Origin of the sequence: Subtercola sp. RTI3 (assembly GCF_035018625.1) — a bacterium.
GTDB lineage: Bacteria > Actinomycetota > Actinomycetes > Actinomycetales > Microbacteriaceae > Subtercola > Subtercola vilae.
Window position 1 is genome coordinate 30737 of sequence record NZ_JASJXO010000031.1, and the last position, 12573, is coordinate 43309.

Annotated in this window: 10 protein-coding genes; 6 read left to right on the forward strand and 4 right to left on the reverse strand. The window is 66.2% G+C overall.

The annotated features are described in order from the left end of the window. Positions 1–4: 4 nt before the first annotated feature. A complete protein-coding gene (locus QN358_RS12165) occupies positions 5–1966 on the reverse strand; it encodes a hypothetical protein (RefSeq protein ID WP_323512531.1) in 1962 nt (653 codons plus the stop codon). A 258-nt stretch (positions 1967–2224) separates the two neighbouring features. On the opposite strand from QN358_RS12165, the gene QN358_RS12170 reads away from it, so the two are divergent. Beyond that, a complete protein-coding gene (locus QN358_RS12170; RefSeq protein WP_323512532.1) occupies positions 2225–3598 on the forward strand; it encodes a S1C family serine protease in 1374 nt (457 codons plus the stop codon). Between the two features lie 98 nt (positions 3599–3696). Here the strand turns inward: QN358_RS12170 and QN358_RS12175 are convergent, their stop codons facing one another. After that, positions 3697–4590, reverse strand: a complete 894-nt coding sequence (locus tag QN358_RS12175; RefSeq protein WP_323512533.1) for an aminodeoxychorismate lyase — start codon at positions 4588–4590, stop codon at positions 3697–3699. An 8-nt stretch (positions 4591–4598) separates the two neighbouring features. After that, positions 4599–5471, reverse strand: a complete 873-nt coding sequence (locus QN358_RS12180; protein WP_323512534.1) for a DUF3097 domain-containing protein — start codon at positions 5469–5471, stop codon at positions 4599–4601. 153 nt (positions 5472–5624) lie between these two features. On the opposite strand from QN358_RS12180, the gene QN358_RS12185 reads away from it, so the two are divergent. From QN358_RS12185 to QN358_RS12195, 3 genes are all read left to right on the forward strand, one after another. Beyond that, positions 5625–6101: an FHA domain-containing protein gene (locus QN358_RS12185; protein ID WP_237280471.1), complete on the forward strand. Its 477-nt coding sequence runs from the start codon at positions 5625–5627 to the stop codon at positions 6099–6101. Further along, complete coding sequence (locus tag QN358_RS12190; protein ID WP_416351989.1) at positions 6101–6823, forward strand: MerR family transcriptional regulator; 723 nt, start codon at positions 6101–6103, stop codon at positions 6821–6823. Before QN358_RS12185 ends, QN358_RS12190 begins: the two co-directional genes overlap by 1 nt. A 145-nt stretch (positions 6824–6968) precedes the next feature. Next, complete coding sequence (locus QN358_RS12195) at positions 6969–7514, forward strand: MerR family transcriptional regulator (RefSeq protein ID WP_136643102.1); 546 nt, start codon at positions 6969–6971, stop codon at positions 7512–7514. A gap of 82 nt (positions 7515–7596) precedes the next feature. Here QN358_RS12195 and QN358_RS12200 read toward each other — a convergent pair whose 3' ends face one another. Further along, on the reverse strand, positions 7597–8415 hold the full coding sequence (locus QN358_RS12200) for a ParA family protein (protein WP_136643101.1): 819 nt from the start codon (positions 8413–8415) through the stop codon (positions 7597–7599). An 87-nt stretch (positions 8416–8502) separates the two neighbouring features. Here QN358_RS12200 and QN358_RS12205 point away from each other — a divergent pair, with 87 nt between their 5' ends. Then, positions 8503–11901: a pyruvate carboxylase gene (locus QN358_RS12205; protein ID WP_323512535.1), complete on the forward strand. Its 3399-nt coding sequence runs from the start codon at positions 8503–8505 to the stop codon at positions 11899–11901. Between the two features lie 14 nt (positions 11902–11915). Then, positions 11916–12407 (forward strand): peptide deformylase, encoded by a 492-nt coding sequence (gene def / locus QN358_RS12210; protein ID WP_323512536.1) that lies wholly within the window; start codon positions 11916–11918, stop codon positions 12405–12407. The last annotated feature ends 166 nt before the right edge of the window (positions 12408–12573 follow it).

Consider the following 12573-nt stretch of genomic DNA (forward strand, 5'->3'; position numbering starts at 1 on the left):
CGGTTCAGGATGCCCGGCGAGCCTCGGCCGCCGCCCCGGTGTCTGCTCCGCGGTTGCCGCGCCCGGCTGCGCGGTCGGATTCGTTCTCGAACTCAACGTCTACCTCGCCCCCGAGCCCGGCCTCGAACTCGGCATCGGATTCCTCGATCTCCGCGAGCGTCACCGCGTCGTCGTCGGCGAGGGCCGACTCGATTGCTTCGAGCCCGTCGAGGTCGTCTGTGCTGCGGCGACGGATGACAGAGGAGACACCGTCTGGGCGTGCGCCGGGGCGGTACCCGTCGCGCGGCCCGTTCACGCCGCTGGCCGTCACCGTCTTGACGACGACAGTGTCGGCGCCTCGGGCGGCTGCGTCGTCGTCACCATCCACTACAGGAGCGCTGCCGTTGCCCGGGCTGGTGCCGTCACTGCCTCCGCTGCCAACGCCTCCGCTGCCAACGCCGTCGCTCACCGAACCGCGACCGCCTTCGCCGCTGGCCGCCGTGGTGCCGGCGGCGTCAGCCGAACCGCTGTCACCACCAGCGTCTGCCTCACCGTCGACCTCTTCGCCCTCGTCGGGAGCCCCACCGTACAGCGCGTTCAGGATGAGCACGGCCGCGTCGTTCGCGCCGATGGCATAGTCGCTGGTCTCTGACTCGTCGACGAGCTGCGAGGTGGCAACCTCTTCGATCTCATCGAGGGTCGACCGCGCCGACTCCAGCCCGCTTGTGAGGGCGAGCTGCGACTGCTCAACGAATTCGATGAGCCGGGTATCCGGTGAGCTGTCGATCGACCATTCGCCGACGTCGATGGTCGTGGCGAGGGCAGCGACCGTCTGCTGCAGCCGGTTGCGCCATTCGGAGCCCTCGGCGATGGCCCGGTCGCGCTGGGCCGTGAGCGAGCCGGTCGAGAGTCTGGCCTCTTTCAGCTGGGCCGTGGTGGTTTCGACGAGGGTAACGGATGCCGCGAGCTGCTGCTGCAGGTCGGCGATCTGTTCGGTGTGAGCCGTCTCGAGCTCTGCCACCGCCTCGGCGTGCCGCGCATCGGCCTCGTCGACTGCGCTCTGGTGGCCGGCCACGAGAGCGCCCACTGCTGCCGTGTGCTCGCCGAGCAGTCGCGCGATGTCGGCTTCGTGCTCGCCGCGCTGAGTTGCGCTGTCGGTCTCGAGTTGGCCCCGAAGCGCGCCCACCTCTGCATCGCGTTCTGCGGTGAGCTCGGCAATCGCCTGGTCGCGTTGGGCAGCCAGTTCGCTGACCGAGGTGTCTCGCTCTGCGGTGAGTTCGGCGAGCGTCGATTCGTGGGCAGCGGCCGTGTCGGCCAGTTCAGCCGCGTGTCGCGAGTGCAGCCCCGAGATCTCCGTTTCGAGGCGGCCGGTGAGCACGGCGACCTGCTGGTCGGCTGCCTGAAGTTTGTCGGTGGTTTCGGCCAGGTCGCCTTCGAGGCCGGCCACATAGGCGCGCAGCTCGCTGAGCACCCGCTGGCTCTCTTCGAACTGGGCCGTGGTCTCGATGCGGGCCTTGTCACGAGCCTCACGGTCATCGACCACCAGTGCGACATGCGACCGGATGATCTCCAGCGGGTCGCTGTCGGCGTCGAGTTGCTGCACACTGACGAGTGCCGGCGGCACGAAAGCCGGCTTCGCAGTGGGGTCGATGAAGTGGTGAGTGAAGAGCTCGTCGGTGACCGGGCGGTAGTGCGCCTGGAATTCGGGTGTGCCGAGCTTCACGGCCCAGTCGACGAAAGTGATGGCGGTGCGGTCGCGCCGCGTGAGCACGTACCCGGTCTCTGACCGGGCGGAGCTCGGAGGCAGGGTATCCGGAGCCCCCGGGGCCTGATCGGCATCAGAGGCTGACACCCCGGTGCCCGTGCTCGCCGACAGGTGCGTCGAAGCCGACATCGGCCCCGCGAAGACGGGCCCCGCGAACGCGCCTTCGCCGGGGGTGCCGTCTTCGGCCTCGTCGTGCGGTCGTGTGGTCGAATCGTCAGTCATGGTGCTCCTCGTGGCTTCGATACGTCGACAGGGGTGGGCTGGGGTCTGCCCTGACCCAATCTTAACCGCCGAGGCTGATCGATCAACCGAAAGAACCCAGACGTCGCTTTGTGGCGAACCTTCAGCTTGCGTTGAGCTTCGGATGCTTCTCAGCACTCCCACCGGCCACTCCCAGCTAACCTGATTCCGGTTCATAGCTTCTCCATAAGTTCGGGGGCTTATCTGGTTCTAGCCCAGTTGGGGCGCCGAGAGGAAGCCATGACCACCCCGCAGTCCGACCAGCAGTTCGACCCTGAGCAGCCCGCCCCCGAAGCGCTGCCCGTCACGAAGCGGGGCGTGTGGCGCCCCCGCAACTTTTTGATTCTCGGGGCAACGGCAGCGGCGATCGCCGTGGCGTGCACAAGCGTCGGAGTCACCATGGCCACCGGCGTTCCCGTCGTGCTGCACGCTCTGGCCGGTGCGTCGACATCGACCAGCACCGGCTCGTCGAGCTCACTCGGCGGTGGCAGCAGCAGCATCGGCGGCGGTTCGTCGTCGGGCACCACCACCGTTCCCGGCTACCGCAACGGCCGCGGCGGTTCGACCGGCAGCGGATCGACCGGCAGCGGCAACACCGGTGGTGGATCGACCAGCACCGGCTCATCGACAACAGCGGCAACGGCAGCGACCGAAGCGCAGGGCGCCGGAGTCGTGTTGATCGACACCAAACTCGCCTACCAGAACGCCGAAGCGGCCGGAACCGGCATCATCCTGACCGCCGACGGCGAGATCCTCACCAACAATCACGTCGTCGAAGGTGCCACGAGCATCAGTGTGACCATCGCCACGACGGGCAAGACCTACACGGCAACCGTGGTGGGTACCGATGTCAAAGACGATGTCGCCGTGCTGAAGCTTGACGGGGCATCCGGTCTCACCACCGCAAAGCTCGACACCTCAGGCACCGTCGCAGCGGGTGACGCGGTCACCGGTGTCGGCAACGCCGGGGGCACCGGCTCGCTGTCGGCCGCGGCCGGCACCGTCACCGCGGTGAACCAGTCGGTCACCACCCAGGCCGAGGGCAGCTCGGCGGGCGAGACGCTGAGCGGCATGATTCAGATCGCCGCCGACATTCAGGCCGGCGACTCGGGCGGCCCTCTTTACGACGCGCAGGGCGAAGTGATCGGCATCGACACGGCTGCCTCGAGCGGAACGGCGAACGTGACCGGGTTCGCCATCCCCATCAGCACGGCGATCGGTATCGCGAAGCAGATCGACTCGGGCCAGGAGAACACGAACGTCAGTCTCGGCTACCCGGCGTTCCTCGGCATCGAGGTCGGCACTGACTCCAGCAGCTCGGGCCTCGGCGGCAGCTCACGCGGTTCGACGGGCGGCAGCGGCAGCACGGGCATCAGCACGGTAGCCGGCGCGGTCGTGGCCGGCGTCATCGACGGCACCCCTGCCGCAACCGCAGGCCTCGTCGCGGGCGACACCATCACGGCTGTCGACGGTACCTCGATCGCCAGCGGAACCGCTCTGACCAGCACGCTCGCCTCGTACAACCCGGGCGACACGGTGAAGATCACGTACACCGACGCGTCAGGTGCGAGCCAGAGCGTCAGTGTCACGCTGATGGCAGGCCCCGCCGCGTAACCCGCGGATTCTGCCCGGGCCTCCCCGGTTGCAGTGCACCATTCGAGTGGCAGCACCGTTTCGACGGGTGCTGCCACTCGTTCGTTTTCAGGCCGCGCTCACACCGTGCGTGACGCGAGCCCGGCGTTGATGGCCTCGGTGAGCTCGGCGTCGATGGCGCGAGGTGCCCCGTCGACCGCATTCACCGGCGCAGCGTTTCGCACGCTCGACACCAGCCACGCCGCATCGGCCCGCCGCAGGTCTGCAGGGGTCAGCACCTCGTATGCGGTCTCGAAACCATTCACCCGCGCGATCTCGAAGATGCTCTCCTGTGTCGTACCGGGCAGGATGCCCAGGGTGGTGCGCGGCGTGACGAACCGGTCGTCGAGCTTCAGTACAACCGTCGACGTGGGGCCCTCGAGCAGATAGCCGTCGCTGCTGACGAAGATCACATCGTCGGCGCCCCGTCGCTCGGCCTCGCGGAGCGCGGCGCGGTTGACCGCGTACGAGAGTGTCTTCGCGCCCTGCAGCAACCATGGCGACGTCTGCTCGACCGTGCTCGCGTACCCGCGGTCGAGCAGCACCACACGGATGCCCTCGGTTCGAGCCTTCGTGAAGTCGCCGCTCTCGGCCAGCCACACCCATCCGGTCGGCTGGCCCGAGCCCTCGATACCGCGCGAGTACAGCAGTTTGACGAAGGCTTCGGGCACCAGTTCGCGGCTGTCGATCGCCGCGAGCAGCGTGTGCTTCCACGCCGCCGCATCGGGTTCGGGCAGCTCGAGCATGCGCGCCGACCGCGCGAACCGTTTCAGATGTGCGTCGAGGGCCTGCGGCATGCCGTTGATCACCGTGATGGTCTCGAATATTCCGTCGCCGCGGGTGATGCCGAGGTCGAGCGCGTTCGCCACCGGTGCGGCGGTGTCGTGCTGGGTGAAGACGGGCTCCACAGGGTCGGCCGCGCGGGCAGCGGGCTTGGCGGGGGAGTGCAGTACCAGAAGAGCGGGTTCGAACATGTTCACCATTATCGACCGGCCGCCGCACCCGATGTCGGCAGAGGCTCCGCGGTGACGAAGTCGATCAGCTGTTCCACCCGGCCGAGCAGCTCGGGTTCGAGGTCGGTATAGCTGCGCACGCGGCCCAGAATGCGTTGCCAGGCGGCGGCGATGTCGGCCTGATCTTCGTGCGGCCAGCCGAACGCTTCGCAGATGCCGTGCTTCCACTCGATCGAGCGCGGAACAACGGGCCACTTCTCGATCGAGAGTCGCCCAGGCTTCACCGACTGCCAGACATCGATGTACGGATGCCCCACAATGAGCACCCCGCCCTCGAACCTGCCCCGCATCACCTGCTCAGCGATTCGGCTCTCTTTCGAGCCCGCAACAAGGTGGTCGACCAGTACGCCCACCCGGCGTCTGGGCGTCGGTGCGAACTCGGTGAGCACCGCGTCGAGGTGGTCGACGCCTTCCAGGTACTCGACGACGACGCCCTCGGCGCGCAGGTCGTCGCCCCAGACCTTCTCGACCAGCTCGGCATCGTGTCGCCCCTCGACGAAGATGCGACTGGCGCGGGCGACGCGGGCACGGGCATCCGGAGCCTTCACCGAACCCGAGGCCGTGCGAGCTGTACCCGGGCGCCTGGCTGTAAGAGGAGCGACGAGGATGACCGGGGTGCCCTCGAACAGAAAACCCCCGCCGAGCGGAAACATGCGCCGCCGGCCATGCCGGTCTTCGAGCTGAACCATCTTGCCTTCGACCGCGGTGACAGAGCCGCAGAAGTCGCTGGCGATGTCTTCGACAACGAGGTCGAACGTCGCCTCCTGCGTGCGGACCTGGGTTCGAACCGGGCGGCGGGAGAAGTCGGCGAGGGCGTCTTGGCCATAACGATCGAAGGTCACCGTTCGACGTTAGTCGAGAGGCGAAGATTCGATGCGGCCATTCGTCGGCTATTCGCCGGCCTCGTGGCGGTGAACCGATGGGCGACTTCTGTTCTCGGCAGTGTTCGTACAGGGGCTATCAGCTACGCTTGAGAAAAGGTAAGGAGGTTGAATATGCCCAGCGACACCGGTTCAGAACGCATGACGCAGCACCGAAGCGATGCGACCGACACGACACTCAATCTCACCGGCGAATTTGCCGCCCAGATGGCAGCTCTCGAAGGTGGCGTCACCACTGAGGAGCTCGATGCCATTGCGGCTCTGCCCTCGGGCTCTGCCCTGCTGATCGTGCGCCGCGGCCCCAATGCCGGGGCTCGGTTTCTGCTCGACAAGCTCACCAGCACGGTTGGCCGGCACCCCGACGCCGACATTCTGCTCGACGATGTGACGGTTTCGCGTCGGCACGCCGAGTTCTCACGTTCGGGCACCACGTTCATCGTTCGCGACCTGCACTCGCTGAACGGCACGTACTTCGACGGGGTGCGCGTCGACGACGCCCTGCTGAGCGACGGGTCAGAGATTCAGGTCGGCAAGTTCAGGCTCACCTTCTATCCCTCACGTCGTGACGTGGCGGCGAACGCGCCCAGCTAGTGGCAGCGGCTTCTGCCCGGTCGCGTTCGAGCGTGTCGGGCGTCACACCCGTCGCGTCTGCGCCCATGCTCAGCATCGGCCAGGTCTTGGCGCTGCTGAGCCCCGAGTTCACCGACATCAGCCCCTCGAAGCTCCGTTTTCTCGAGGAGCGGGGGCTGGTGAGCCCTGCTCGAACCCAATCGGGTTACCGAAAGTTCTCACAGGGCGACGTCGAGCGGCTGCGGCTGATCCTCGCCATGCAGCGCGACTGCTACCTGCCGCTGAACGTCATCAAGCAGTACCTGTTCGAGGTGGATGCCGGGCTGAACCCCGCCGTTCCCGGAACCACGATGGCAACGGTGCCGTCGATGCTGAACGGGGCCAGGCGGTACTCCCGCGACGACGTGCTGCGGGAGTCGGGCGCGAGCCCCACGCTGTTGAACGATGCCGTCAGCGCCTCGCTGATCGCTGCGAGTGAGACCTACGGTGAAGAGACACTCGCTGTGCTGAAAGCCCTGGTCGACCTGCAGAAGGTGGCCATCGAGCCCCGGCACCTGCGCGGGTTTCGCGCCGCAGCCGAGCGGGAGGTGGGGCTCATCGAGAGCGCCCTGATGCCGGAGAGCCGCCGCAACAAGGTCTCGAGTCGGGCGCAACTCGCAGAGCGGGCATCCGAGATCGCCGCGCAGCTCGAAGTGGTGCGAACCAGTCTCATTCGCTCGGCGCTCGGCAAACTCGCTCCCTGACCTGCCCGCTGCGGTGCCCAACTGCCCGTAAAGTGGGGTGCGGCACCGCACGTTCTGCGACACGCCGGGGGCACTTATGCGAATGTCGTTGCTCGTGGCAACCGACCTCGATAGCGTGAGTGAAGCACAACGAAAGGCAAAACCGATGACTGAGCGTGTCCACGGCGAGCAAGCTCGCTACGACCAGGGCCTGCTCTTCACCGACGGTCTGCCCGAGCTCGACGACGCGGCGGGGTATCGCGGTGCGGTTGCCGCCCGTGCCGCCGGAATCACCTATCGCCAGCTCGACTACTGGGCTCGCACCAGCCTCGTCGAACCCACTGTTCGCGGCGCTGCCGGCTCGGGTTCACAACGGCTCTACGGTTTTCGCGACATCCTCGTTCTGAAGCTCGTGAAGCGACTTCTCGATACCGGCATCTCGCTGCAGCAGATTCGCACCGCCATCGAGCAGCTGCGCGAGTCGGGCGTCACCGATCTGGCGCAGACCACGCTCATGAGCGATGGTGCGAGTGTGTACCTCTGCACGTCGAACGACGAAGTCATCGACCTCGTCAGCCGCGGCCAGGGCGTCTTCGGTATCGCCGTGGGCAAGGTTCTGCGCGAGGTCGAGTCGAGCCTCGTCGAGCTCGGCACCGATGTGGCCGACCCGATGGACGAGCTGGCCGCCCGTCGCGCTTCGCGCATCGCCTGACCCAGAAGAACTCTTCAGGCAAGACAAAAGCCCGAGCCGATGAGGCCCGGGCTTTTCTGTCTGCGTTAAGGTTCTGGGAGTACTAGTTCGCCGTCGAGGCTGCGCCGGCGTACTCGCCGAGTCGCCCGGTGCGCATCACACGCTCGAGCAGCAGATCGAAGTTGCGCGCCATCTCCTGCGCGCCCTCGCCTGGCCACACGTGCAACGGCTTGGCGGCACCCTGCGCCTGCTGCAGCGACGTGCGCTCGGGGAGCTGCGGAGACAGCACGAGCGGCCCGAACATGTCGCGCAGCTCTTTGATACGAAACTGGTGCTCGAGCGACTGCGAACGCACGCGGTTCACGATGATGCCGAGCGGCTGCAGCCGCGGCGACAGCCCACGACGAATCTCTTCTATGGCACGGAGGGCGCGGTCGGCTGCGGCAACCGAGAACAGCCCGGGCTCGGTGACCACGGCCACGCGGTCGCTGGCTGCCCACGCCGTGCGCGTGAGAGCGTTGAGCGAGGGAGCACAGTCGATCAGCACCAGGTCGTAGTCGCTCTCAACGGTGGCGAGGGCTTCTTCCAGCTTCCAGATGTCGCGAATGGAGGGGTGCGGCCCGTCGAAGTTGAGGGCAGACGGCGAACCGATGAGTACGTCGATTGTGCCGCCGCGGTCTTTGGTCCAGCCGCTGGGTGCGATGGCCGCGCGAACGATCTTCTCCTTCGGCGACGCCAGCACGTCGGCCACGTTGAGGTGGCCTGCCACGTTGATGTCCATCCCGGTCGAGACGTCAGACTGCGGGTCGAGGTCGACAACGAGGGTGCGCAGGCCTTTCGCGAAGGCCGCCGAAGCCAAGCCGAGCGTGACGGTTGTCTTACCGACACCGCCCTTGAGTGAGCTAACGCTGAGTACATGCACAATCGTCTACGTTACCTTCAGTAGGCTGGGAGAACCTAACTGTCTCCTGTATGCCGCATGGATGCCGCACTGCCTCGGAAGGTCTCAATGTTCGCGAAGATATTGGTTGCAAACCGGGGTGAAATCGCCATCAGGGCGTTTCGCGCCGCATATGAACTCGGCGCGAAGACCGTGGCCGTGTTTCCGTACGAAGACCGCAACTCGATGCACCGCCTCAAAGCAGATGAGGCCTACCAGATCGGTGAGATCGGGCATCCCGTGCGGGCCTATCTCGACGTGAGCGAAATCATTCGTGTCGCGAAAGAGAGCGGTGCCGACGCGATCTACCCCGGCTACGGGTTCTTGAGCGAGAACCCCGAACTCGCCGCCGCTGCCGCCGAGGCCGGCATCACCTTCATCGGGCCGCCCACGAGCGTGCTCGAGATGGCCGGTAACAAGGTCACGGCCAAAGAGCATGCCATTGCGGCAGGCGTGCCGGTTCTGCGCTCGACCCCGGCGTCGAAAGACGTCGACGTGCTACTGGCCGGTGCCGCTGGTATCGGGTTCCCGCTCTTCGCCAAGGCTGTCGCCGGCGGCGGCGGTCGCGGAATGCGCCGCGTCGAAACGGCTGACGACCTGCAGGAGGCGCTCGAAGCCGCCATGCGCGAGGCTGACAGTGCGTTCGGCGACCCCACCATGTTTCTCGAGCAGGCGGTGCTGCGACCCCGCCACATCGAAGTGCAGATTCTCGCCGACACCCACGGCCACACCCTGCACCTGTTCGAGCGCGACTGCTCTGTACAGCGCCGCAACCAGAAGGTCGTCGAGATCGCCCCGGCGCCGAATATCAGCGACGAACTGCGCGACGCGCTGCACGCCGACGCCATCAAATTTGCCCAGTCGATCGGCTACGTCAACGCCGGCACCGTCGAGTTTCTCGTCGACACCGTGGGGGAAGGCAAAGGCAAACACGTCTTCATCGAGATGAACCCGCGCATCCAGGTCGAGCACACCGTGACCGAGGAGGTCACCGACGTCGACCTCGTTCAATCGCAGATGCTCATCGCCTCTGGTGCCTCGCTCACCGACCTCGGGCTCACGCAAGAGACGATCGTGCTGCACGGCGCGGCCCTGCAGTGCCGCATCACGACAGAAGATCCGAACGCCGGGTTCAGGCCAGACACCGGCAAGATCACCACCTACCGCTCACCGGGCGGCTCGGGCATTCGCCTCGATGGCGGTACCGTCGCATCCGGAGCCCAAATCAGCCCGCACTTCGACTCGATGCTCGTCAAGCTCACCTGCCGCGGGCGCGACTTCGCCTCGGCCGTGCGCCGCTCGAAGCGGGCCCTGGCCGAGTTTCGTATTCGCGGCCTTTCGACGAATATTCCCTTTCTGCAAGCCGTGCTCGAAGACCCGGCCTTCGCCGCAGGCGACCTCAGCACCTCGTTCATCGATGAACGCCCCCAGCTGTTCTCGACCCATGTGTCGAAAGACCGCGGCACGAAGATCGTCAACTGGCTGGCCGATGTCACCGTGAACCAGCCGAACGGCAAGCGCGTTGGTACCGTCGAGCCGGCCGCCAAACTGCCGAAGATCGACCTCACGCAGCCCGCGCCGTCGGGCTCGCGCCAGAAACTGCTGACCCTCGGGCCCGTGGCCTTCGCCGCCGACCTGCGAGCACAGACCGCGCTGGCCGTCACCGAGACCACGTTTCGGGATGCCCACCAGTCGCTGCTCGCCACCAGGGTTCGCACCAAAGACCTGTTGGCCGTGGCGCCGTACGTTGCCCGCATGACACCCGAGCTGCTCTCGGTCGAAGCCTGGGGCGGGGCGACGTACGACGTCGCACTGCGCTTTCTCGGCGAAGACCCGTGGGAGCGGCTCGTGACGCTCCGCGAAGCCCTGCCCAACGTCAACCTGCAGATGCTGCTCCGCGGCCGCAACACGGTCGGCTATACGCCATACCCCACTGCCGTCACCGACGCCTTCGTGGCCGAGGCGGCCTCGTCGGGCGTCGACATCTTCCGTATCTTCGACGCGCTCAACGATGTGAACCAGATGCGGCCTGCCATTGAGGCCGTGCTCAACACCGGTTCCACTCTCGCTGAAGTCGCCGTGTGTTACACCGGTGACCTGCTCGACCCGGCAGAGAACCTGTACACGCTCGACTACTACCTGCACCTCGCAGAAGAGATCGTGGCATCCGGAGCCCATATTCTGGCGATCAAAGACATGGCCGGCCTGCTGCGACCCTTCGCCGCAGAGAAACTGGTCACCGCCTTTCGCGAGAACTTCGACCTGCCCGTGCACGTGCACACGCACGACACTGCGGGTGGCCAGCTCGCAACCCTGCTCGCCGCCTCGCGCGCCGGAGCTGACGCCGTCGACGTGGCCAGCGCGCCCATGGCCGGCACCACCAGCCAGCCCTCAGCCTCTGCGCTCGTCGCCGCGCTCGCTCACACGGAGCGCGACACCGGCATCTCGCTGCAGGCCGTCTCAGACCTCGAGCCCTATTGGGAGGCCGTGCGCGAGCTCTACCACCCCTTCGAATCGGGCCTGCCCGGCCCCACCGGCCGCGTCTACAAGCACGAGATTCCCGGCGGCCAGCTGTCGAACCTGCGCCAGCAGGCCAAAGCGCTCGGCCTCGCCGACCATTTCGAGCAGATCGAAGACCTGTATTCGGCGGCCAACGAGATTCTCGGGCGCATTCCGAAGGTCACCCCCTCGTCGAAAGTCGTCGGTGATCTGGCCCTGCACCTCGCGGCCGTCGGCGCAGACCCCGCCGACTTCGCCGAGAACCCCCAGAACTACGACATCCCCGACTCGGTGATCGGCTTCATGGCCGGCGAACTCGGCGACCTGCCCGGAGGCTGGCCAGAGCCGTTCAGAACCAAGGTGCTGCAGGGCAAGACGGTCAACATCGGTGTCACCCCGGTCAGCGACGCCGACCAGGCCTTGCTCGCCGGCAGCTCAGCCGAACGCCGGCAGACCCTCAACCGCTTGCTCTTCCCCGGCCCCACCGCCACTTTCGAGCAGCAGCGTGAAGAATACGGCGACCTCTCCGTGGTCGACACGGCCGACTACCTGTACGGCCTCCAGCAGGGAGGCGAGCACGTCGTCGAGATATCGAAAGGTGTGCGACTCTTCGTCGGGCTCGAAGCCATCGGCGAGGTCGACGAAAAAGGCATGCGCACCGTCATGGCCATTCTCAATGGCCAACTCCGCCCCGTTTCGGTTCGCGACCAGAGCGTCAAAGTCACCATCACGCAAGCCGAGAAGGCCGACCCCGCTCGCCAGGGTCACGTCGCCGCGCCCTTCTCCGGCGTCGTCACCCTCAAGGTCGAAGAGGGTACGGTTGTAGCGGCCGGAGACGCCGTCGCCACCATCGAAGCTATGAAAATGGAGGCGGCCATCACCACCCCTGTTGGGGGAGTTGTGAAGCGTCTGGCCATTCCGCACACGCAGCAGGTTGAGGCCGGCGACCTTCTGGTCGTGGTCGAATAAGGAGAACCACCCCCGTGACAGTCCGCGAGATCCGCATTTTCGGTGACCCCGTGCTCAAGACCGTTTCAGACCCCATCGGCGAAATCGATGACAAAGTGCGGGGGCTGGTGGATGATCTGCTCGACTCGGTGCGGCTCCCGGGCCGCGCCGGGGTGGCGGCTGCTCAAATCGGGGTGAACCTGCGCGCGTTCAGCTATAACGTCGATGGCGAGATGGGCTACCTGCTGAATCCTCGCATCGTCGAGCTGTCGGGCGAGCCAGAGCTGGTCGACGAGGGGTGTCTCTCGGTGCCGTACCTCTGGTTCAAGACGCTTCGGTACCCGTATGCCCGTGCTGTCGGGCTCAACCTCGAGGGTGAAGAGGTCGAGGTGTCGGGCACCGGGGTCATGGCTCAGGCGCTGCAGCACGAGATCGACCATCTCGACGGGCTGCTGTACCTCGACCGTCTCGACAAGCCCACGCGGCGCGAGGCCATGCGGCAGGTTCGCGAGTCTGACTGGTTCTGAGGGCTGAGTTCGCTCGCATTCTTGGGTTCGGATTGGCGTCCCCGAAAAGTTTTTTGAGATTCTTTTCTGTGGGGGCCGATTTGGGCTCTATTTGTTGAGTGAATGTCAGTGGTTGGTGGTTGACTTGGGTCATGAACGAATCGCCCACCATCCCGCCTGCTGCTGA

Coding starts and splice junctions, on each gene's coding strand:
- QN358_RS12165 (WP_323512531.1), bottom strand. CDS start 1,966: ATGACTGACGATTCGACCACACGACCGCACGACGAGGCCGAAGACGGC.
- QN358_RS12205 (WP_323512535.1), top strand. CDS start 8,503: ATGTTCGCGAAGATATTGGTTGCAAACCGGGGTGAAATCGCCATCAGG.
- QN358_RS12175 (WP_323512533.1), bottom strand. CDS start 4,590: ATGTTCGAACCCGCTCTTCTGGTACTGCACTCCCCCGCCAAGCCCGCT.
- QN358_RS12170 (WP_323512532.1), top strand. CDS start 2,225: ATGACCACCCCGCAGTCCGACCAGCAGTTCGACCCTGAGCAGCCCGCC.
- QN358_RS12185 (WP_237280471.1), top strand. CDS start 5,625: ATGCCCAGCGACACCGGTTCAGAACGCATGACGCAGCACCGAAGCGAT.
- QN358_RS12195 (WP_136643102.1), top strand. CDS start 6,969: ATGACTGAGCGTGTCCACGGCGAGCAAGCTCGCTACGACCAGGGCCTG.